The organism is Yoonia sp. R2-816 (assembly GCF_046762905.1).
Lineage (GTDB): Bacteria > Pseudomonadota > Alphaproteobacteria > Rhodobacterales > Rhodobacteraceae > Yoonia.
In genome coordinates this window covers 76,001-98,227 of sequence record NZ_JBKQXN010000188.1, presented here as the reverse complement: position 1 = coordinate 98,227, position 22,227 = coordinate 76,001, and the positions used below count along the sequence as shown (strand labels likewise).

General features: G+C 59.1%; 21 protein-coding genes. 15 read left to right on the top strand and 6 right to left on the bottom strand.

Annotated features, from left to right (window positions below; all coding sequences use genetic code 11):
• Positions 1-56: 56 nt before the first annotated feature.
• Both ACFWW2_RS11795 and ACFWW2_RS11790 read left to right on the top strand, forming a co-directional pair.
• Positions 57-806, top strand: coding sequence for a YebC/PmpR family DNA-binding transcriptional regulator (locus ACFWW2_RS11795; RefSeq protein ID WP_393928275.1), 750 nt, complete (start codon positions 57-59; stop codon positions 804-806).
• Positions 807-842: 36 nt separating this feature from the next.
• On the top strand, positions 843-1,745 hold the full coding sequence (locus tag ACFWW2_RS11790; protein ID WP_393928274.1) for a DMT family transporter: 903 nt from the start codon (positions 843-845) through the stop codon (positions 1,743-1,745).
• Here ACFWW2_RS11790 and choV read toward each other — a convergent pair.
• Genes choV through choX form a run of 3 tightly spaced genes read right to left on the bottom strand, consistent with a single transcriptional unit; the run spans position 1,742 to position 4,560 of the window.
• Positions 1,742-2,755, bottom strand: coding sequence for a choline ABC transporter ATP-binding protein (gene choV, locus ACFWW2_RS11785; protein WP_393928273.1), 1,014 nt, complete (start codon positions 2,753-2,755; stop codon positions 1,742-1,744). The genes ACFWW2_RS11790 and choV overlap by 4 nt on opposite strands.
• A complete protein-coding gene (gene choW, locus ACFWW2_RS11780) occupies positions 2,752-3,582 on the bottom strand; it encodes a choline ABC transporter permease subunit (protein ID WP_393928272.1) in 831 nt (276 codons plus the stop codon). The genes choV and choW overlap by 4 nt, the downstream gene beginning before the upstream one ends.
• Positions 3,583-3,636: 54 nt before the next feature.
• Positions 3,637-4,560, bottom strand: coding sequence for a choline ABC transporter substrate-binding protein (gene choX, locus ACFWW2_RS11775; protein WP_393928271.1), 924 nt, complete (start codon positions 4,558-4,560; stop codon positions 3,637-3,639).
• 92 nt (positions 4,561-4,652) lie between these two features.
• Here choX and betI point away from each other — a divergent pair, with 92 nt between their 5' ends.
• The 6 genes from betI (at position 4,653) to ACFWW2_RS11745 (ending at position 10,913) form a co-directional block, all read left to right on the top strand.
• Positions 4,653-5,237: a choline-responsive transcriptional repressor BetI gene (betI, locus tag ACFWW2_RS11770; RefSeq protein WP_393928270.1), complete on the top strand. Its 585-nt coding sequence runs from the start codon at positions 4,653-4,655 to the stop codon at positions 5,235-5,237.
• Positions 5,234-6,742 carry a choline-sulfatase gene (gene betC / locus ACFWW2_RS11765; RefSeq protein WP_393928269.1) on the top strand — a complete coding sequence of 503 codons (1,509 nt, stop codon included), beginning with the start codon at positions 5,234-5,236 and terminating at the stop codon, positions 6,740-6,742. The genes betI and betC overlap by 4 nt, the downstream gene beginning before the upstream one ends.
• A gap of 45 nt (positions 6,743-6,787) precedes the next feature.
• Positions 6,788-8,239: a betaine-aldehyde dehydrogenase gene (betB, locus tag ACFWW2_RS11760; protein ID WP_393928268.1), complete on the top strand. Its 1,452-nt coding sequence runs from the start codon at positions 6,788-6,790 to the stop codon at positions 8,237-8,239.
• A 2-nt stretch (positions 8,240-8,241) separates the two neighbouring features.
• Positions 8,242-9,900, top strand: a complete 1,659-nt coding sequence (gene betA / locus ACFWW2_RS11755) for a choline dehydrogenase (RefSeq protein WP_393928267.1) — start codon at positions 8,242-8,244, stop codon at positions 9,898-9,900.
• A 115-nt stretch (positions 9,901-10,015) separates the two neighbouring features.
• On the top strand, positions 10,016-10,612 hold the full coding sequence (locus tag ACFWW2_RS11750; protein ID WP_393928266.1) for a thermonuclease family protein: 597 nt from the start codon (positions 10,016-10,018) through the stop codon (positions 10,610-10,612).
• Between the two features lie 82 nt (positions 10,613-10,694).
• The gene (locus ACFWW2_RS11745) at positions 10,695-10,913 is read left to right on the top strand and encodes a hypothetical protein (RefSeq protein ID WP_393928265.1); all 219 of its coding nucleotides are present in this window, start codon (positions 10,695-10,697) and stop codon (positions 10,911-10,913) included.
• A 13-nt stretch (positions 10,914-10,926) separates the two neighbouring features.
• Here ACFWW2_RS11745 and ACFWW2_RS11740 read toward each other — a convergent pair whose 3' ends face one another.
• Together ACFWW2_RS11740 and ACFWW2_RS11735 are read right to left on the bottom strand one after the other, a co-directional pair.
• Positions 10,927-12,327 (bottom strand): short-chain fatty acyl-CoA regulator family protein, encoded by a 1,401-nt coding sequence (locus tag ACFWW2_RS11740; RefSeq protein WP_393928264.1) that lies wholly within the window; start codon positions 12,325-12,327, stop codon positions 10,927-10,929.
• Positions 12,328-12,378: 51 nt separating this feature from the next.
• Positions 12,379-13,590 carry a multidrug effflux MFS transporter gene (locus tag ACFWW2_RS11735; RefSeq protein ID WP_393928263.1) on the bottom strand — a complete coding sequence of 404 codons (1,212 nt, stop codon included), beginning with the start codon at positions 13,588-13,590 and terminating at the stop codon, positions 12,379-12,381.
• Between the two features lie 192 nt (positions 13,591-13,782).
• On the opposite strand from ACFWW2_RS11735, the gene ACFWW2_RS11730 reads away from it, so the two are divergent.
• From ACFWW2_RS11730 to ACFWW2_RS11710, 5 genes are all read left to right on the top strand, one after another.
• Positions 13,783-15,312 carry an acyl-CoA carboxylase subunit beta gene (locus ACFWW2_RS11730; protein ID WP_393928262.1) on the top strand — a complete coding sequence of 510 codons (1,530 nt, stop codon included), beginning with the start codon at positions 13,783-13,785 and terminating at the stop codon, positions 15,310-15,312.
• A 334-nt stretch (positions 15,313-15,646) separates the two neighbouring features.
• A complete protein-coding gene (locus ACFWW2_RS11725) occupies positions 15,647-15,790 on the top strand; it encodes a hypothetical protein (RefSeq protein WP_393928261.1) in 144 nt (47 codons plus the stop codon).
• A 68-nt stretch (positions 15,791-15,858) separates the two neighbouring features.
• On the top strand, positions 15,859-16,206 hold the full coding sequence (locus ACFWW2_RS11720; protein WP_393928260.1) for a hypothetical protein: 348 nt from the start codon (positions 15,859-15,861) through the stop codon (positions 16,204-16,206).
• A gap of 341 nt (positions 16,207-16,547) precedes the next feature.
• The gene (locus ACFWW2_RS11715; protein ID WP_393928259.1) at positions 16,548-16,754 is read left to right on the top strand and encodes a hypothetical protein; all 207 of its coding nucleotides are present in this window, start codon (positions 16,548-16,550) and stop codon (positions 16,752-16,754) included.
• A gap of 96 nt (positions 16,755-16,850) precedes the next feature.
• The gene (locus tag ACFWW2_RS11710) at positions 16,851-18,848 is read left to right on the top strand and encodes an acetyl-CoA carboxylase biotin carboxylase subunit (protein ID WP_393928258.1); all 1,998 of its coding nucleotides are present in this window, start codon (positions 16,851-16,853) and stop codon (positions 18,846-18,848) included.
• 19 nt (positions 18,849-18,867) lie between these two features.
• Here the strand turns inward: ACFWW2_RS11710 and ACFWW2_RS11705 are convergent, their stop codons facing one another.
• On the bottom strand, positions 18,868-19,338 hold the full coding sequence (locus tag ACFWW2_RS11705; protein ID WP_393928257.1) for a DUF4174 domain-containing protein: 471 nt from the start codon (positions 19,336-19,338) through the stop codon (positions 18,868-18,870).
• Positions 19,339-19,431: 93 nt separating this feature from the next.
• Here ACFWW2_RS11705 and scpA point away from each other — a divergent pair, with 93 nt between their 5' ends.
• On the top strand, positions 19,432-21,558 hold the full coding sequence (gene scpA / locus ACFWW2_RS11700; RefSeq protein ID WP_393928256.1) for a methylmalonyl-CoA mutase: 2,127 nt from the start codon (positions 19,432-19,434) through the stop codon (positions 21,556-21,558).
• A gap of 40 nt (positions 21,559-21,598) precedes the next feature.
• The gene (locus ACFWW2_RS11695; RefSeq protein WP_393928255.1) at positions 21,599-22,192 is read left to right on the top strand and encodes a VOC family protein; all 594 of its coding nucleotides are present in this window, start codon (positions 21,599-21,601) and stop codon (positions 22,190-22,192) included.
• The last annotated feature ends 35 nt before the right edge of the window (positions 22,193-22,227 follow it).

Here is a 22,227-nt window from a genome sequence, read left to right as displayed (position 1 = left end):
TGTACTGCCATGCCTTATAGAGGCGCAGATTTACACCACATCTGACGAGGTTTCCGATGGCTGGCCACTCAAAATGGGCAAATATTCAGCACCGTAAGGGACGGCAGGACAAGCTGCGGTCCAAGCTGTTTTCCAAGCTTGCCAAGGAAATCACGGTGGCTGCCAAGATGGGTGATCCGGACCCGGACAAGAACCCGCGCTTGCGTCTGGCGGTGAAGGAAGCCAAGTCGAACTCCGTACCCAAGGATGTGATCGACCGCGCGATCAAGAAGTCGCAGGGTGGCGACGCTGAAAACTACGACGAAATCCGGTACGAGGGCTACGGCCCCGGCGGCGTTGCCGTCATTGTCGAGACGATGACCGACAACCGCAACCGGACGGCATCGACCGTGCGTTCGACCTTTTCCAAGAATGGCGGCAATCTGGGCGAGACCGGTTCGGTCGGTTTCATGTTCGACCGCAAAGGGGAGGTGGTTTATCCCGCTTCCGTTGCTGATGCGGACACCGTGATGATGGCCGCGATCGAGGCCGGGGCAGAGGATGTGCAAAGCGATGACGACAATCATGTGATCATCTGTGCCGATACCGACCTGAACGAGGTTTCAAACGCGCTGGAGGCTGAACTGGGCGAATCTGAATCGACCAAGCTGATCTGGAAACCCAACATGACGACCGAGGTTGATCTGGAGGGGCTGACCAAGCTGATGAAGCTTCTCGACACGCTGGAAGAGGATGATGATATCCAGCGGGTCACGGCCAACTTCGAAGCGTCCGACGAGGTGATGGCGGCTTTTGCGGAAAGCTGACTTGCCTTTGGGTGGGCTAGATGCCACGCCTGCCCCATGACCCAGTTGCCAGCCTCGCACCCCTTAAAGGGTATTTTCTGGATGGTGGTGACCGGGTTCAATTTCGTTGCCGTCACGGCCATTGTGAAACATGTCGGTGATGATCTGCCCGCAGCGCAGGCCGCTTTCCTGCGGTATATTCTGGGCCTTGTTTTCCTGATCCCGATGATCCGGCCCATACTGGCGGCGCGGCTGACGCCCCGCCAGTTGCGGCTGTTTGGTGTGCGCGGTCTCGTTCACACGGTGGCGGTGATCCTGTGGTTCTTTGCCATGACCCGCATTCCCATCGCTGAGGTGACGGCGATGAACTATCTGTCGCCGATCTATATCACGCTGGGGGCCGCCCTATTTCTGGGGGAAAAGCTGCCGCCGCGCCGGTTGGCCGCGGTCATTGTCGCCCTGATTGGTGCGCTGATTATCCTGCGTCCGGGCGTGAAGGTGATTGATCCCGGCCATATTGCGATGCTTGGGACGGCTGTTGGTTTTGCGGCGGGCTATCTTATCGCCAAGCAATTGTCGGGCGAGGTGTCGGCGGTAGTGGTGGTGGGCATGTTGTCGATCACGGTGACGATTGGTCTTGCCCCCTTTGCCCTTGCCGTCTGGGTTACGCCGACGCTGGGCCAGTTGGGTTGGATGTTTCTGGTCGCGTGCTTTGCGACGGCGGGACATTACACGATGACACTGGCCTTTGCCGCCGCCCCGCTGACGGTCACCCAGCCCGTGACCTTCCTGCAATTGGTCTGGGCAGTCCTGCTGGGTTATCTCGCCTTTAATGAAGCGGTTGATGGCTGGGTTATCCTAGGCGGCGCGATCATCATGGCATCGGTCAGCTTTATCACCTGGCGCGAGGCCCTGGCCCGCCGCGCGATCACGCCAGTGGTCAACGCCACCAAGGTCTAGCTGCCGGGTGGGGCCAGGCGCGCAAGCAGCGAGCTTTGGGTAATTTTGCCGACGGCGACACCGTTTTCGGTGACTTGCAGCGCCTCAGCCTCAATCTGCTGAATGATGTCATGGACAGGGGTTTCCACGTCGATGGCGGGGCCTTCCGCTGATCCGCTGGTCATCACATCGCGCGCGGTTAGCACGCCAAGCGGGTTCATATGCGCGACAAATTCCGCCACATAATCGTTCACCGGATTGGTGAAGATATCGCGCGGGGTACCGCATTGCACGATCCGTCCGCCTTCCATGATCGCGATCCGGTTGCCGATCTTGAAAGCCTCATCAAGGTCGTGGCTGACGAAAATGATGGTCCGGTTGCGTTGCTTCTGCAGGTCGAGCAGTTCGTCCTGCAGTTTGGTGCGGATGAGTGGGTCGAGCGCCGAGAATGGTTCATCCATCAGCAGAATGGGGGCGTCTGTGGCGAATGCGCGGGCAAGGCCCACGCGCTGCTGCATCCCGCCGGACAACTCGCCGACAAGCGCGTCGGCGCGGTCATCAAGGCCCACCATATGCAGTTCCTCATCAACGCGCTTGTTGCGGGCTGCTTTGGACATGCCGCCAAGTTCCAGCCCGAGGCCCACATTGTCGCGCACAGTTCGCCATGGCAGCAGGCCGAATTGCTGGAAGACCATTGACACACATTCGCGTCGCACCCGGCGCAGATCCTGCGCCGACGCGCTGCCGACGCTGCAGGACCAGTCGCCGTCAAAGATACGCACCTCGCCCCGGACAACGGGGTTCAGACCGTTCACCGCGCGCAGGAGTGTCGATTTGCCAGAGCCGGAGAGACCCATAAGCACAAGGATCTCGCCGACTTCGACGTCGAGCGAACAGTTATGGACGCCAAGGATCTGATCGGTTTTTTCGCGAAGTTCCGACCGCTCCATCCCCTGATCCATCAGGGGCAGCGCGCTTTCAGGCTTGGCCCCGAACACGATCGAGACATTATCAAATTCGACGGCGTTCATTTGTTCACCCGCAACATACGGTCCAGCATGATGGCAACGGCGACAATGGCAAAGCCGGATTCAAAACCGAGCCCGGGATCGTTTCGGCCAAGCGCCTGCACCACCGGTTTACCCAGCCCGTTGGCCCCCACATAGGCCGAGATGACGACCATCGACAGCGACAGCATAATGACCTGGTTCAGCCCCGCCATGATTTGCGGGAACGCGTAGGGCAGTTCCACTTTCCACAGGCGCTGGGTGGGGGTGGCACCAAAGGATTCAGCTGCTTCCAGCAGCGGGGTAGGGGTGTTCGACACGCCCAGATAGGTCAGCCGGATCGGCGCGGGCAGCACGAAGATGACGGTCGCAAACAGACCCGGCACCATGCCAAGGCCAAAGAACACGATGGCCGGGATCAGGTAGACGAAGGCGGGCAGCGTCTGCATCAGGTCAAGCACCGGGCTAAGCGCCTGATAGGCGCGTGGTCGGTGCGCAAGAAAGATGCCGATGGGCACACCCAGCCCCATGCAGACCACGCAGGATGACAGCACCAGCGCGAGACTATCAGTGGTTTCGTCCCAGTAGCCCTGATTGATGACAAAGAGCAGGCAGGCAAGCACCAGCAGACAGACCTTCCAAGACCGTTGCAATACCCAGGTCAGCGCCACAAACAGGATGACAACCACGAATTCCGGCGGCGTTTGCAGGCACCAGACGATCCCGTCGATCATCCAGTCCAAACCGTCGCTGAGCGCGTCAAAGGCCGGGCGGCCATTATCCTTGAGCCAGTCAACGGCTGTCTCGGACCAGTCGCCGACCGGAATTTTATTGTCTGTCAGCCAGTTCATCAGTGTCCCCGTCACTCAAAAAAGGGGAGTGGATGACCACTCCCCTTTTCAATTTTACTCGGCCAATGCGGCGCTTACAGCTTCCACCGCATCACCACCGTCCTTGGTGGTGACACCGTCCAACCACGGGGTCCATGCGTCGGGATTGGCAGCCAGCCATGCCTTGGCCGCATCCTCTGGGTCCACGTCATCATTCAGGATCGCGCCCATGATCTCGTTCTCCATGGCGAGCGAGAATTCGAGGTTCTGCAGCAGTTTTCCGGTATTTGGGCATTCATCGACATAGCCTGCGCGGGTGTTGGTGGCGACGGTCGCACCCCCCAGATCAGGCCCGAAATAGTCATCGCCGCCCGGCAGATATGTCATGTCATAATTGGCATTCATCGGATGCGGTTCCCAGCCGAGGAACACAACAGGTTCATCCCGGTCATCGGCGCGTTCGACCTGTGCCAGCATCCCCTGTTCCGAGCTTTCGACAACTTCGAATCCATCCAGTCCAAAGGCGTTGGCGTCTATCATGTCCTGGATCAGGCGGTTGCCGTCATTGCCGGCTTCGATACCGTAGATCTTGCTGTCCAGTGCGTCGGCGGCCTGCGCGATTGAGGCGAAATCAGTGATCCCGGCGGCAACGCCTGCGGCATTGGTGGCCAGCGTGTATTTGGCCCCTTCAAGGTTGGTTCGCACTGTGTCCACTGTTCCCGCCTCGCGGTAGCTGGCGATGTCGCCTTCCATGGTGGGCATCCAGTTGCCAAGGAACACATCAATATCGCCCTGCGCCATGGAGGCATAGGTGACAGGGACCGACAGGATATCGGTCGATGTCTCATAACCCAGAGCCTCAAGCACGATGGACGTTGCGGCAGTTGTGGCGGTGATGTCAGTCCAGCCGACATCCGAAAAACGTACTTGGTCGCAATCGGCGAGGGCAGGTGCCGCAGCGCAGATGGCCAGTGCGGACAGGGTGGATTTCAGTTTCATTTCAGTCTCCCGGTTTTACGTCATCTTTTTATTGATTGACGAGTCAATAAAGAACAATTTACTGCAGTGGCAACAACAAATCCGAGGATCAGATGCCAAAGCTTGGAATGGAACCTATCCGCCGCGCCGCATTAGTGAAAGCCACGATTGATGAAATCGGTGCAGCCGGAAATCTGGACGTGACGGTCAGCAGCATTGCAAAGCGGGCGGGTATGTCCTCGGCGCTGGCGCATCACTATTTTGGCGGAAAAGAACAGATTTTTCTGGCGGCGATGCGCCATACGCTGGCGATCTATGCGGCAGAGGTTCGGTTGGCGCTGGGTCAAGCGCACGGACATCGCGCGCGGCTTGAGGCGATTATTCGCGCCGGTTTCACCTCATCGAACTTTCAGCCGGATGTCATTGCGGCATGGCTGAATTTCTATGTTCTGGCACAGACATCCGAAGACGCGCACCGGCTGTTGCAGGTCTATCAGCGCCGACTGCACAGCAATCTGGTCCATGATCTGCGCCCACTGATTGGCACAGGTGCCAACCAGGCGGCGGCCCGTATCGCTGCGTTGATTGATGGCTATTACCTGCGTCAGGGTCTGGCGCGCGACGCGGCGGAACGGTCTGACGCGACCCGGCAGGTTCTGGCGTCTCTTGAGATGGAATTGAAGGGCAGGGTGCAATGACCAAGCCGAACATCCTGATCATCATGGTGGATCAGTTGAATGGAACGCTGTTCCCTGATGGTCCGGCAGACTGGTTGCATGCCCCAAACCTCAAGGCGCTGGCGGCAAGGTCCACCCGGTTTGCCAATGCCTATACCGCGTCGCCGCTTTGCACGCCTGCCCGTGCATCATTCATGTCGGGTCAATTGCCATTGCGCACGGGCGTCTATGACAATGCGGCTGAATTCGCGTCATCCATCCCCACCTACGCCCATCACCTGCGCCGTGCGGGCTATCAGACCTGCCTGTCAGGCAAGATGCATTTTGTCGGTCCCGACCAGATGCACGGGTTCGAGGAACGGTTGACCACCGACATCTACCCGGCTGATTTCGGCTGGACCCCGGATTACCGCAAACCCGGTGAGCGGATCGACTGGTGGTATCACAATATGGGCAGCGTCACCGGTGCTGGTGTGGCGGAGATTTCCAACCAGATGGAGTATGACGACGAGGTCGCCTATCACGCGACACGCAAGCTCTATGATCTGTCGCGCGGGCACGATGATCGGTCATGGTGCCTGACTGTCAGCTTTACCCACCCGCATGATCCTTACGTTGCGCGCAAGAAGTACTGGGACCTTTACGAGGATTGCGAACATCTGATGCCGGATGTCGGCCCGATCCCCTATGCGGATCAGGACGCCCATAGCCGCCGCATTCTGGACGCGAATGATCGTGACAATTTCAACATCACCGATGACCATATCCGTCGCGCCCGGCGTGCCTATTTCGCCAATATCTCATATGTCGACGACAAGGTTGGTGAGGTGTTGCAAACGCTGCAGGATACGCGGCAGGAGGCCACGATCCTCTTTGTTTCGGACCATGGTGACATGCTGGGCGAACGCGGTCTTTGGTTCAAGATGTCGTTCTACGAAGGATCCGCGCGCGTCCCGCTGATGATTGCGGCCCCCGATATGGCGCCCGGTCTGAACCCGACACCTGTTAGCACGATCGACATAACACCGACCCTGTGCGATCTGGCCGGTGTCGATATGTCCGAGGTGATGCCATGGACCGAAGGGGAAAGCCTTGTACATCTGGGCCAGGGCGGCACCCGCGATACACCTGTTGCAATGGAATACGCGGCCGAGGCCAGCTATGCCCCGCTGGTTTCGCTGCGCTATGGCAAGTGGAAATACAATCGCTGCGCGCTGGACCCTGATCAACTGTTTGATCTGGACGCTGATCCCCATGAGCTGACCAATCTGGCCGACGAACCAGCGCATCAGGGCACACTTACCCAGTTGCGCGCAAAATCCGAGGCACGCTGGGACCTTGCCAAATACGACGCAGAGGTGCGCCATAGCCAGGCCTGCCGCTGGGTCGTCTACGAGGCGCTGCGCAACGGCAAATATTATCCGTGGGACTATCAGCCGCTGCAAAAAGCATCAGAGCGATACATGCGCAACCACATGGATCTGAACGTCGTCGAAGAAAACCAGCGTTTTCCTCGTGGCGAATAACATCTTCTTTCTTCCCCAAATACTCCCGCCGGAGGCATCCCGACCATGAACACACAACCCAAGGCCAGCCATTTCATCGACGGCCAATACATCGAAGACAAAGCCGGAGATGCAATCGAGGTGATCTATCCGGCAACCGGCGAGATCATCGCCAAGCTCTATGCCGCTACCCCTGCGATTGTTGATCAGGCGCTGGCGTCGGCGAAACGCGCGCAAAAGGAATGGGCAGGCTGGACCGCGACGGATCGTGGTCGCGTGCTGCGCCGAGCGGCAGATATCATGCGCGAACGCAACCATGATCTGTCTGTGCTGGAAACCTATGACACCGGCAAGCCCTACCAGGAAACCAGCGTTGTCGACGCCACATCCGGGGCCGACGCGCTGGAGTATTTCGGCGGGCTGGCCGCCAGCATCACCGGCGAACATATCCAGTTGGGCGACGATTTCGTCTATACGCGCCGTGAACCGCTGGGCGTTTGCGTGGGCATCGGCGCGTGGAACTATCCAACGCAGATCGCCTGCTGGAAGGGCGCGCCCGCGCTGGCCTGCGGCAACGCGATGGTGTTCAAACCGTCCGAAACCACACCGCTTTGCGCGCTCAAGGTGGCAGAGATCCTGCACGAGGCTGGCGCACCGGCGGGCGTTTACAACGTCATTCAGGGGTACGGTGCTGTCGGGGCGTCACTGGTCACGGACCCGCGCGTTGACAAGGTCTCCTTGACCGGATCGGTGCCGACAGGGCGTAAGGTTTACGCTGCGGCGGCCGAGGGCATTCGTCATGTGACGATGGAGTTGGGGGGCAAATCGCCGCTGGTGATCTTTGACGATGCCGATCTGGAAAATGCGGTGTCTGGTGCGATCCTGGGCAATTTCTATTCCTCGGGTCAGGTCTGTTCGAACGGCACCCGCGTGTTCGTGCAGAAGGGCATCAAACAGGCATTCCTCCAGCGACTGACGGAACGTCTGGCAGATGTCAAAATGGGTGACCCGCAGGACCCGGAGACCAATTTTGGCCCCATGGTTTCGGAACGTCAGCGCGATATCGTCGAAGGTTTCTTTGCCAAGGGCGTGGAAGAAGGCGCAACACTTGTTACTGGTGGCAAGCGTGTGGATCGTGACGGCTTCTTTCTTGAGCCGACAGTTTTTGCAGATGTCACCGACGACATGACAATCGCGCGGGACGAAATTTTCGGACCGGTCATGTCGGTTCTGGATTTTGAAACCGAGGATGAGGTGCTGGCCCGCGCCAACGACACGGAGTTCGGGCTGGCCGCTGGTGTGTTCACCGCCGATCTGACCCGCGCCCATCGTATGGCCGCCGGGTTTGAGGCAGGCACCTGCTATATCAACACCTATAACGATGCCCCGGTCGAGGCGCCGTTTGGCGGATCGAAGCTGTCCGGCGTGGGGCGCGAAAATTCCAAGGCCGCCATCGAACACTATAGCCAGATCAAGGGTGTCTATGTCCGCATGGGCGATCTGGAGGCACCGTTCTGACCATGCGCGCAGATTACGTGATCGTCGGGGCCGGTTCGGCAGGCTGCGCTATCGCCTATCGTCTGGCGGAGGCGGGCAAGCAGGTATTGGTGATCGAGGCCGGCGGCAGCGATGCCGGCCCATTCATCCAGATGCCGGCGGCCCTGTCCTATCCGATGAACATGAAACGCTACGACTGGGGGCTGAAAACCGAGCCGGAGCCGCATCTAGGCGGGCGTCAACTGGTGACGCCGCGCGGCAAGGTGATCGGGGGGTCGTCCTCGATCAATGGTATGATCTATGTGCGCGGCCACGCCCATGATTTCGATCACTGGGCCGAAAGTGGCGCGCAAGGCTGGTCCTATGCCGACGTGCTGCCCTATTTCAAACGGATGGAACACTGGCATGACGGTGGTCATGGGGGCGACCCGGCCTGGCGTGGCAAAGACGGCCTGCTGCATGTGACGCGCGGCCCTCGCAAGAACCCGTTGACACGGGCGTTTGTCGAAGCGGGCGCGCAGGCGGGTTATCCGATCACCGGCGACTATAACGGGGAGCAGCAGGAGGGGTTTGGCCCGTTTGATGCGACCATTTACAAAGGGCGGCGCTGGTCGGCGGCCAACGCGTATATGCGGCCCGCGCTGAAACGGCCCAACTGCACAATCACGCGGGCGCTGGCCCGCCGTATCGTTATTGAAGATGGTCGCGCAACCGGTGTGGAAGTCAGCCGCGGCCGCAAGGTCGAGATCATCCATGCCAATGCAGAGGTGATCATTGCGGCCTCTTCCTTGAACTCGCCCAAACTGCTGATGTTGTCAGGGATCGGCCCCGCTGCGCATCTGGCTGAACACGGGATCACACTGGTCGCTGACAGGCCCGGCGTAGGCCGGAACCTGCAGGACCATCTGGAGCTTTACATCCAGCAGGCCGCGACGAAGCCTGTGACGCTGTTTTCCTATTGGAATCTGCGGGGCAAGGCGAAGATCGGGTTGGAATGGTTGCTTTGGAAAACCGGGCTGGGCAGTTCAAACCAGTTTGAAAGCGCAGCATTCATCCGCTCGGACAAAGGCATTGCCTATCCCGATATCCAGTTCCATTTCCTGCCAATTGCTGTGAGTTACGATGGCAAGGTCGCGCCTGAAGGCCACGGATTTCAGGCCCATGTGGGGCCGATGAGATCGGTGTCGCGCGGGCAGGTCACGCTGCGTTCTGCCGATCCCGATGAGAACCCGCGCATTGAATTCAATTACATGTCCGATCCACAGGACTGGGATGAATTCCGCAAATGCATCCGGCTGACGCGCGAGATTTTTGCCCAGCCTGCCTTTGATGAATTCCGGGGGCACGAAATTCAACCTGGTGCCGCCGCGCAGACAGATGAGCAGCTTGATGCGTTTATCCGCGACCATGCCGAAAGCGCCTATCACCCGTGCGGGACCTGCAAGATGGGCGCGGCTGACGACCCGATGGCGGTGGTGGACCCGCAAGCGCGGGTGATTGGTGTGGACCGGCTGCGCGTTGCCGACAGCTCAATCTTTCCACGTATCACCAATGGGAACCTGAATGCCCCGTCAATCATGGTCGGAGAAAAGGTGTCGGATCGCATCCTGCAGCGGCACCCGTTGCCGCCGGCCAATGACAAACCCTGGGTACATCCCAACTGGGAAACGGCACAGCGGTAAGACATTATTAACCCTTCGTTAAGATTTTGATTGATCGGGTGTGGCCCGCCGACTACGGCAAGGCATGTTTGCCCGAATGATACGATTGCTGGCGCTTTGCGCAGGGACGACCGCCATGGCTGACCCAAGTGGGACGGTGCGTGTGATCGACGCCGATACGCTGGATGTCGGTGATGTGCGGGTGCGGTTGCACGGGATCGATGCCCCCGAGATCGGGCAGCCTTGCACGGTTAATGGGCAGACGCGCGATTGTGGCCGATGGGCGCGCGATGCTGTGTTGTTGCAGTTTGAGGGGCGGCAGGCCACGTGCGAACAGGTTGATACCGACCGATATGGTCGGGTGGTGGCGTCTTGTGTTGTTGAAGGGCGGGATATGGGGGCGGTCATCGTCAGCGAAGGATGGGCCTGGGCCTATCGCCGCTATTCGGATGCCTATGACCTGGATGAGAAGGCCGCTGCGGTTGCCGGGCGCGGCCTTTGGGCGTTTGAGATTGACCGCCCGTCAGACTACAGGGCAGCGCGGATCCAGACGACAGCTGCCCCTGATCCGGACTGCGCGATCAAAGGTAATATTTCGGCCAATGGACGCATTTACCATTTGCCCGGTGCCGATGGATATGACCGCACGCGCATCAATCTAAGCAATGGGGAACGCTGGTTCTGCACCGAGGCAGAGGCGCGCGCTGCCGGTTGGCGGGCGTCGCGGCGATAGTGCGCTTTGATCTACGTCAAGGTTGATCTTGACTTGATGTGATAAACTTATGAGCGAGTAGCGAATCATGGAGGTTGATTCCATGAAAAACATCGGACTGGTTCTTACAAAACGCGAAGCCGACGCTTTGCATGAGGTCGATTCCGAATTTGCACGGTTGTTGCAGCACTATCATGCAAGTTTGCATGCCTTGGAAATGTCCGAGCAGGACGGAACAGACGAATTGAGCCTCTTTCGGCTGCACAAGGATTATAATCACGCGAGAGAGGCCATGGAGCGGTTTTTCCGCGAGCTTGACTGAGGCGACACGCAGCTTAGTCAAGCTGATAGGGCAGGACCCCGCGACGGTTGGGATCGACGCGCAGATGTCGTTCCAGCGGTGGAACTGACCGTTGATGACAATTCCGGCGTTCGCAAATTCGGCAGGAAATGCCGATAGGCGCGTATGCCGCAGCCGATCCTGTATCCAGATGATCAGCATAAACAAGGGCAGGGGCATGGCGCACCTCGCACCCTAATCCAATCGCATAGCGACGGGTGGGTTGGTGATACGCCCCGCCGGATTTGCTGACGTCGCGGGCCAGGCAGAAATACCGCGCCCCATCGGGTGTTTCGGCCAATTGGCGCAGGAACTGCCCCGGCAATTCGAACGCCTGATGCACATTCCACAGCGGGCAGGCCCCGCCGTAGCGGGCGAATTGCAATGTGGTGGCAGAATGGCGTTTGGTGATGGTGCCCGCCTGATCGACCCGGACAAAGAAGAACGGGATGCCCTTGGCGCCAGGCCGCTGCAGCGTCGACAGGCGATGCGCCACCTGTTCCAGTGAGGCACTGAACCGGGCGCCGAGGATTTCCAGATCATGCCGCGTCTCTTGCGCGGCGGCCAGAAACTGGCCGTAGGGCATCAGCGCGGCACCGGCAAAATAATTGGCGAGCCCGACCTTTGCGATGCCGCGCGCCTCCTCCGATTGAAACCGGGCCAGATCAAGCGTGGCATTCAACAGGGGTTCCTGCGTGATCAGGGCCAGTTGCAGCAATAGCTGAAAGGTCTGCGTGGCGGGATGGGCATTGCGTGCGATGGTCAGCGTCTTGGTCTGCGCGTCGTAATGCCTGACCGTATCCGCGTCGGTGATCACCGCTGTCACCTGACGCGCGGCAAGGGTGCGGATCACCGCCTCGGCCACGGCTTCGTCTGGTTTGCGCTGAGCTGCAAACCGTTCCGCGCTGCGATCAACGGCGTCGATATAGTTGTCGCAATAGTGGAAGAAATCGCGGACCTCTTCCCACGGGCTGGGCTGCAGGCGGGCGTCTTCGCGACCCAACGCCTCATCCAGTGAGGCGAGCCGTTCATGGGTCTGGCGATAGGCGGCGTGCAGGTCAAGAAAGGCGCGCGCCAGGGCAGGGGCGTTGGACGCCACAAGGCGCAGATCAGCGAGGGCCGGGGCAGGGCCGGTAAATACCGGGTCGGCCAAGGCCTCGCGCATGTCCCCAACCAGACGCGCCTCATCACCGGACTGCAGCTCTGTCACGTCAAAGCCGAATTCCTGCGCCAGCCCCAGTACGACCGATGTCGACACCGGCCGGTTATTGTTTTCCATCTGGTTCAGATAAGGCAGCGAAACGCCCAGCTTCTCCGCAAAGACCTTTTGCGTCAGCGAAAGGCGGCCGCGCAATTCACGCAGCTTTGCACCGGCATAAAGTTTTTGAACGGCCATCGGACACCTTTGCAACTTTGCTTGTCAGGTTTAGCTGGTGCAAATGCGCCGTCAAGCGATCCGTCTTTCCCGCCAGATCACAAACAGAACCGACAGCATGGCCAGAACAGAGACGGACAGCATCACCAGTTGCAAAGGCAGTGTGCCCGTCTCAAGCGTCAACAACCCGCCAGCAAACTGGGACAGTGCCGCCCCGCCGCCAATCATGATCGCGCCGCCCAGCCCACTGGCTGTACCCGCCAGATGTGGGCGGACCGAAATTGACCCGGCCATGACATTGGGCAGCGTCATCCCGTTGCCAAGGCCCAGAAAAACGCAGAACCCAAAGAAATTCAGCGGATGCGCGACCCCTGCCAGTGTCAGGATCAGTGAAATGCCCAGCCCTGCAATCGTCACGCCGGTGCCGCAAAGCGCCATCCAGTTGATGCCCATCCGCACAGAAAACCGGCCTGATAGAAAGTTGCCCGCGGCATATCCGATGGCAGGCGCGCCCAATGCGATCCCGCTCCACAATGGTGACAGGCCAAAGATGCTACTGGCCACGAATGAGGCCCCGCCCAGCAATGCAAAGAACGCACCGGAGCTGAAGGCAGAGCATAGAACATAGCCCCAGAAACGGGGCGAACGGAACAATTCGGGATAGCCTTTAATCTGGTCGGCAAAGCTGACGCCTTTGCCCGCAACGGTTTCGCCCAAATCCAGGTAGCACAATACCAGCACGGCTGTTCCTGCCAGTGCAAGGAAAATGAAGGTGGCGTGCCAGCCAAATGCCTCGTCCAGTGCGCCGCCGATCATCGGCCCGACCATCGGCACAATGGCCATGCCCATTGTGACATAGCCGATCATTGATGCGGCCTCGGCCTGTGGAACCATATCGCGGACGATGGCGCGGCTGAGCGCCATGGACGTGGCGACCGCCGCCTGCATGATGCGAAAGAACAGGAATGCCTCGACCGTTGTGGCGAAATAGGTGCCGATCGTGGCGAAGACAAAGATCACCAGCGAGCCTATGACGATCTTGCGTCGACCGTAACGATCCGAGAACGGACCGATAAAGGTTTGCAGCACCGCCGTGGCGGCAAGATATCCTGACAGGGCGATCTGCATGATTGCATAATCGGTCTGGAAATAGTCGGTCATCGCCGCCAGTGAGGGCAAAAAGATCGACATGTTCAGCGCCGACATGCCTGTGATCAGGATCAGTGTCAGGATATGCGGCGGTGTCGTGCGATCCAGAAAGCGTATGATGGGCAGGGCGGACATCCGTCAGACTTAGGGTGTGGGGGTGGTGCTGTCCATCGCCGGATTTGCACAGCGGGCCTGCAGTTAGACGGGTTTGCGAATTTGCAAAATATGTTATGTGCAAATCCTATAGTTTGCAAATCTTCTCATTCACACTTCTGCTTTCCCGGCAAACCGGTTAATGAACCACCAATCAACGGGGGGAGAACGCGCATGGATGTTTTGCAGGAACTTGAGACACGGCGCGATGCGGCAAGGCTGGGTGGTGGTGAACGCCGGATTGCCGCCCAACATAGCAAGGGCAAGCTGACCGCGCGTGAACGCATCGAACTGTTGCTGGATGACGGGTCGTTTGAAGAATTCGACATGTTCGTCGCCCACCGCTGCACGGATTTCGGCATGGAAAAGGACCGGCCCGCTGGTGATGGTGTTGTCACCGGGTGGGGGACGATCAATGGGCGTATGGTCTATGTCTTCAGCCAGGATTTTACCGTCTTTGGCGGATCGCTCTCTGAAACCCATGCCCAGAAAATCTGCAAGATCATGGATATGGCTGTTCAGAACGGCGCGCCGGTGATCGGGATCAACGATTCCGGTGGTGCGCGGATTCAGGAAGGGGTCGCATCGCTTGCAGGCTATGCCGAGGTGTTTCAGCGCAACATCATGGCGTCTGGCGTCGTGCCACAAATCAGCGTGATCATGGGGCCCTGTGCCGGTGGCGCGGTGTATAGCCCCGCGATGACTGACTTCATCTTCATGGTGAAAGATTCCAGCTACATGTTCGTGACGGGGCCGGATGTGGTGAAAACCGTCACGAACGAGGTGGTGACCGCCGAAGAACTGGGTGGTGCGTCCACCCACACCAAGAAATCCTCTGTCGCGGATGGTGCCTTTGAAAACGATGTTGAGGCATTGGCCGAAGTGCGGCGGCTGGTTGATTTCCTGCCGCTGAACAACCGCCAGAAGCCGCCTGTGCGCCCATTCTTTGATGATGTGAACCGGATCGAAGACAGCCTTGATACGCTGATCCCGGACAATCCGAACACGCCCTACGATATGAAGGAGCTGATCACAAAGCTCGCCGATGAGGGTGATTTTTACGAAATTCAGGAGGATTTCGCCAAGAACATTCTGACCGGTTTTATCCGGTTGGAGGGATCGACAGTGGGCGTTGTCGCCAATCAGCCGATGGTGCTGGCGGGATGTCTGGACATCGACAGCAGCCGTAAGGCCGCGCGTTTCGTCCGGTTCTGCGATGCGTTCGAAATCCCGATCCTGACGCTTGTGGACGTGCCCGGCTTTCTTCCTGGCACCAGCCAAGAATATGGCGGGGTGATCAAACACGGGGCCAAACTGCTTTTCGCCTATGGTGAGGCGACGGTGCCCAAGGTCACGGTGATCACGCGCAAGGCTTATGGCGGCGCCTATGATGTGATGGCGTCTAAACATCTGCGCGGCGATTTCAACTACGCCTGGCCATCAGCCGAGATTGCGGTGATGGGCGCCAAGGGTGCGACAGAGATCATTCATCGGGCCGACCTGAATGATGCCGACAAGATCGCCAAGCATACCAAGGATTACGAGGATCGTTTCGCGAACCCGTTTGTAGCTGCCGAACGGGGATTCATTGACGAGGTGATCATGCCGCACTCCACTCGGAAACGGGTTTGCCGGGCATTTGCGTCGCTTCGCGGCAAGCAGTTGCAGAACCCGTGGAAAAAGCACGACAACATCCCGCTATGACCGGTCTTTGCCAAAGCAGACGATTGGGCGGTCTTTGGCCGATCGGCAAATCCGCGCCAAATTATGCTGCCGTGTCGGCATTGCTTGGAATCGCACGGATGCGCCGTATCTCGTGGGTGGCCTCGGGTCATCCGCAAAATGCTGGGGTCGGTGCTAGGCACGTTCTTGCGCATGATGCCCCTACGTCACATATGCGCAGCTTCGGTCTGGACGCATGTGAAAACAAACACTTTTTGCTTACTCTTTGGAAATGCGGACATGGTATCGCACCCTCGCAGGGATGTCGGGATTGGGACAGCCGACAACCCCGCAAAGACAGAGGCAGGCAAGAAGAATGGTACAAGGACTTATGGCTTTTGCAGTGGCGGCGCTTATGGCGCTTGTGGCTGTATCGGGCAGCCAGGACCGCGCTTCGCTACGGGTCACGTCGGACGCGGCTGTTCTCCAAGCGGCTGAAATCGGCCGCGACATTCACTAGTCGATCATGGTGCGGGCGGACCTTCGGGTTCGTCCGGTCCGCCCCCTTCGCGATGCGGGGCACCTGACATGGAAAAGCATCGCGGCTTTCCGGGGCGTCTGCCCGGCACAGATTTTCAGTTCATCATCCGGCGCGCGAACAAGGCAGGGGCCACCCCGCTGACAGAGCGCGTGCGCTATCCTGACCGTCGCCCGCCGGACAAACGCGCCGATGCCGGGTTCATGCATGCCCTGTGGGATCACTTTGGCGACCAGCCTTTTGTGCGCGGAAATCTCGATGCAGGGCGGCTGAGCTGGCTTTTCGGTCGCGAGGTGATTCCCGCCGAAGATCCGTTTGATCCGGCCAGCTATGACGCACTGTTGCAGATCAATGTCGATTTGGCCCGCATCAGTTTTCCTGAAATCGAGGGTATGTAGATGCGGATATCTGGCGGGAATGGACTGATCGCACCGCAATCTAAGCGGGAATTTGCCCATTTCTGGGGGATGCAATCCCGCCACTGTTCAACAGTCATTTCTTCATTCAGTGTCGAAATTGCAGCAAGGCGTTCCAGCAAGCGCAGTGTTGCAAGTTGTCAACACCGTTACCCTTCCCTTTACCGGTCTGCCCTTACCCGGGGCAGGCCGGTTTCCGTTTTCCGCCGATTAATCGGCAAAAAGCGGATTGTTATTGGATATCACAGTGCCGAGGCTATTGAGTTCAATGCAGTAGGCGCCGATTCTCGGGCTACCTTAAAAAACAAGTTAGGCAGAAGACTATGCAGAAAAAATCAATCATCCTTGCCGCAGTTGCCGTATTCGGCCTTGCCGGTTGTCTTGAAGGCGACGTTGAACGTGGCGTCGCAGGTGCAGGCGCAGGCCTGGTCGCATCAGAAGTGCTGGGCACAGACCGCACAGGCACAATCCTCGCAGGTGCCGCCGCTGGCGTGCTGTGTGACGACGCAGGCATCAACGGCTGCCGCTAATCTAGATCAGCGCGTCCATCACGGACGCGGACATCATCAAAGCCGCCGTCGGGGTTTCGCCCCGGCGGCGGTTTTGCGTTTTGGGGACGGAAGATAATGTTCAAGAAAATACTCATCGCCAATCGCGGCGAAATCGCCTGCCGCGTGATCAAGACCGCCCGCAAGATGGGCATCCAGACGGTCGCGATATATTCCGATGCGGACCGCAACGCGCTGCATGTGAAAATGGCGGATGAGGCCGTGCATATCGGTCCGCCCCCGGCCAACCAGTCCTATATCGTCATCGATAAGGTGATGGATGCCATCCGCCAGACCGGGGCAGAGGCCGTGCATCCCGGCTATGGCTTCTTGTCCGAAAACCCAAAATTCGCCGAGGCGCTGGCCGAAGCCGGCGTTGCATTCATCGGCCCGCCCAAAGGCGCGATCGAGGCGATGGGTGACAAGATCACCTCAAAAAAGCTGGCGCAGGAGGCGAACGTGTCGACCGTGCCAGGCTATATGGGCCTGATCGAAGACGCCGATGAGGCGGTGAAGATATCGAACGAAATCGGCTATCCGGTGATGATCAAGGCCAGTGCCGGGGGCGGCGGCAAGGGGATGCGGATCGCCTGGAACGATGATGAAGCACGTGAAGGCTTTCAGTCGTCCAAGAACGAGGCGGCCAGCAGTTTTGGCGATGACCGGATTTTCATCGAGAAATTCGTCACCCAGCCCCGCCATATCGAAATTCAGGTGCTGGCCGACGGTCACGGCAATGCCGTTTACTTGCATGAACGCGAATGTTCGATCCAGCGCCGGAACCAGAAGGTGATCGAAGAGGCACCAAGCCCGTTTCTGGATGAGGCAACGCGCAAAGCCATGGGTGAGCAATCGGTCGCGCTGGCGCAGGCCGTTGCTTACACCAGCGCGGGGACGGTCGAGTTCATCGTGGATGGCGACCGCAACTTCTATTTCCTCGAAATGAACACCCGGTTGCAGGTCGAACACCCCGTTACCGAACTGATCACTGGCGTCGATCTGGTCGAGCAGATGATCCGTGTTGCGGCGGGTGAAAAGCTGCCATTCGAACAGAAGGACCTGAAAATCAATGGCTGGGCGATGGAAAGCCGGCTTTATGCCGAAGACCCCTATCGCGGGTTCCTGCCTTCTATCGGCCGTTTGACCCGCTACCGGCCACCGGTGGAGGAAGCAACGCCAACCCGCGCTGTGCGCAATGATACTGGCGTATTCGAAGGCGGCGAGATCAGCATGTATTACGACCCGATGATCGCCAAACTGTGCACATGGGCGCCCGACCGGGCCACGGCGATCGAGGAGATGCGGCTGGCGCTGGATGGGTTCGAGTTGGAAGGCATCGGTCATAACCTGCCGTTCCTCGCCGCGGTTTACGATCATCCGAAATTCACGTCCGGTAACATGACAACGGCGTTCATCGAAGAGGAATATCCCGAAGGATTTGATGGCGTGACCCTGCCGGATGAGGCCTGCATCCGCGTTGCCGCCGCCGCTGCCGCCATGCACCGGGTCGCCGAAATTCGCCGCGCGCGCATATCTGGGCGGATGGATAATCACGAACGCCATGTGGGCGAAGATTGGGTGGTGAGCCTACAGGGGCAGTCGCATGACGTTGTGATCACCGCCGACCGTGCGGGCGCGGATGTGCAGATCAATGGGCGCACGCTGCGGGTCGAAAGCGACTGGACACCAGGCGATCCGCTGGCGCGTCTGACGGTCGATGGTGACCCGCTGGTGCTGAAGGTCGGCAAAATCTCTGGCGGGTTCCGGGTGCGCTATCGCGGCGCTGACCTCAAGGTGCATGTGCGCACGCCACGGCAGGCCGAGCTGGCTGCCCTGATGCCCGAGAAGCTGCCGCCTGATACCTCGAAATTCCTGCTTTGCCCGATGCCCGGCCTGATCGTGAAGGTCAATGTGGCCGCAGGCGACGAAATCCAGGAGGGCCAGGCGCTTTGCACTGTCGAGGCGATGAAGATGGAGAACATTTTGCGCGCCGAACGCAAGGGCGTGGTCAAGAAGGTGAACGCTGATGCGGGCGATAGTCTGGCGGTTGACGATGTGATTATGGAATTTGAATGAAGACTGTGGCGATCAAAGCCTATTGCCCCAATGCGCGCCGGTCCTCGATTTCCTGCTGGCGCAGGGGCATCTTGTCGATGGAGCGCGAGATTTCCCGGATGCTCCATGGTGAGGGTTTGCGGAAGGCCACGCTGCCATCCTTGGCCACCAGCGCCATCATATATCCGCGCGGGCGCAGTTCCAGCCGCAAGTCCGACCGGGCCTCCGGGTCGGTGTCGGTGAAGACGATCACGTCACGTTCGGCCAGTTCATCCAGGCCCCCGAGCAGCAGATCCATCTGCTGGCGAAAACGCGGATCGTTGGGCGTGTCGGCAAAGACGACAAGGGGCCGGGCGATCCATTGCAGGTCGGCCAATGTGACGTCCGCTGCGTCGAAAACCTGTGCATGGTCTTCTTCCCAGCGTTCCAACACAGTTGCGTCCTGGGCAAACAGGCCGGTGGCCCCAAAAAAGACCGCCGCAGCGGCCACGTGCATATTCAACAATTTCATCATCCACTCTGATATAGAGGCGGGTTCGGGAAAAGCTAAGGGCCAAGTGCCTTTGGTCACAAATAATTTTTCCACCCCAGACCGGAGGTTTCCATGAACGACAAGAAAATCTGGGAAGATATTGCAGCCAAGGAGTTGCGGGGCAAGCCGCTGGATGCGCTGACCTGGGACACGCTGGAGGGGATCAAGGTCAAGCCGCTTTACACCGCCGAGGATATCGCGGACCTGCCCCATATGGGCGGCGTGCCCGGAGCGGCCCCCTTTACCCGTGGGGTCAAGGCCACGATGTATGCAGGCCGTCCCTGGACGATCCGGCAATATGCGGGGTTTTCGACGGCGGAGGAATCGAACGCGTTTTACCGCAAGGCGCTGGATGCAGGACAGCAGGGTGTTTCCGTCGCCTTCGATCTGGCGACGCATCGCGGTTATGACAGTGATCACCCGCGGGTGGAGGGCGATGTGGGCAAGGCCGGTGTGGCCATCGACAGTGTTGAGGATATGAAGATCCTGTTTGATGGTATCCCGCTGGACGAGGTCAGCGTGTCGATGACGATGAATGGCGCGGTCATCCCGATCCTCGCCAATTTCATCGTGGCCGGAGAAGAACAGGGGCATCCGCGCAACGTTCTGTCGGGGACGATTCAGAACGATATTCTGAAGGAATTCATGGTGCGCAACACCTATGTCTACCCGCCGGAACCCTCGATGCGGATCATTGCGGACATCATCGAATACACCACGAATGAGATGCCAAAATTCAACTCGATCAGCATCAGCGGCTACCACATGCAGGAGGCCGGGGCGAACCTCGTGCAGGAACTGGCCTACACGCTGGCCGATGGCCGCGAATATGTGCGCACCGCCATCGCGCGCGGCATGGATGTGGATCAGTTTGCAGGAAGGCTCAGTTTCTTTTTCGCCATCGGGATGAACTTTTTCATGGAAGCCGCCAAGCTGCGGGCGGCCCGTCTGCTCTGGTCGCGGATCATGACGGAGTTTGAACCGAAGAACCCAAAATCGTCGATGCTGCGGACCCATTGCCAGACATCCGGCGTTAGTTTGCAGGAGCAGGATCCTTACAACAACGTGATCCGCACCGCCTACGAGGCGATGAGTGCTGTTCTGGGCGGTACGCAGTCGCTGCATACCAACGCGCTGGACGAGGCGATTGCGTTGCCAACCGAATTCAGCGCGCGCATCGCGCGCAATACCCAGTTGATTTTGCAGGAAGAAACCGGGGTCACAAATGTGGTCGATCCTTTGGCTGGGTCCTACTACGTCGAAAGCCTGACCCATGAACTGGCCGAGGCCGCTTGGGCCTTGATCGAAGAGGTCGAGGAGATGGGTGGTATGACCAAGGCCGTCGCATCCGGCATGCCCAAGCTGCGGATCGAGGAAACTGCCGCCCGCCGTCAAGCGGAAATCGACCGTGGGATCGAAGTGATCGTTGGGGTCAACAAGTATCGCAAGGACAAGGAAGATCCGATCGATATCCTTGATATCGACAATGATGCGGTGCGCGAAGCGCAGGTCGCGCGGATTGAACGGACCAAGGCGACCCGCGACCAGGCAACCTGTGACACAGCACTCGCCGAACTGACGCGCCGCGCAAACGAAGGCGGCAACCTGTTGGAAGCAGCGATTGAGGCCGCACGCGCCCGCGCCACCGTAGGAGAAATCAGCATGGCTATGGAAAAAGCATTTGGTCGGCACCGGGCCGAGGTCAAGACGCTCGCCGGGGTGTATGGTGCGGCTTATGAGGGCGATGAAGGTTTTGCCGCCATTCAGGACAGCATCAATACCTTTGCCGAGGAAGAAGGGCGGCGTCCACGGATGCTGGTCGTCAAGATGGGGCAGGATGGTCATGACCGGGGGGCCAAGGTGATTGCCACCGCCTTTGCCGATATCGGGTTTGACGTGGACGTGGGCCCACTGTTTCAGACCCCGGATGAGGCGGCACAGGATGCCATCGACAATGACGTGCATGTCATCGGGATCAGCAGCCAGGCGGCGGGGCACAAAACGCTGGCGCCAAAACTGGTGCAGGCCCTGAAAGACGCCGATGCGGACGATATCATCGTGATCTGCGGAGGCGTTATCCCGCAACAGGATTACCAATTCCTTTACGACGCGGGCGTGAAGGCAATCTTTGGGCCGGGAACGAATATTCCGAAGGCTGCGCAGGATATTTTGGGGTTGATCCGCCAGGCGCGCGGGTAGATCAAAATTCTAGAATTTTGATCGCTGCCGGGAGCAGACCATGCTGAAACTGGATCATCTTGCCGTGGCTGCCCAAACGCTGGCAGACGGTGTCGCCTGGGTCGAACGGACATTGGGCGTGACCATGCAACCGGGCGGCCAGCATGTCCGCTATGGCACGCATAACAAGCTGTTGGGGCTGGGTGATATCTATCTGGAAGTCATTGCGCCGGACCCGAACGCAGCACCGTTTGACGGGCCGCGTTGGTTTGGCCTGGATCAATACAGCGGCCCGCCCCGTTTGGCGAACTGGATTTGTCAGACCGACAGTTTCGATGAAACGATGGCAATCACCGGCCCGCCAATTGATCTGGCACGGGGCGATTTGCGCTGGCAGTTGACTGTGCCCGAAGATGGCAGCCTGCCCTTCGGCGGGGCCTTTCCCACGCTGATCCGCTGGGCCGAGGGCACGACGCATCCTGCCACACGCCTGCCCGATAGTGGTTGCCGGTTGCGCCGGTTCGAGGTCAGCTATCCCGATGCGGCCTTGCCGGGCCTGGTTGAAATTGCTGATCCACGGGTGCATTTCCCGCGCGGCCCCAGTGATTTTCGCGCCATATTCGACACGCCCAAAGGTGAGCGTGTTTTGAGCTAGCGGTCAGAAAACATGGCTTAAATCGGTGGCAAGCC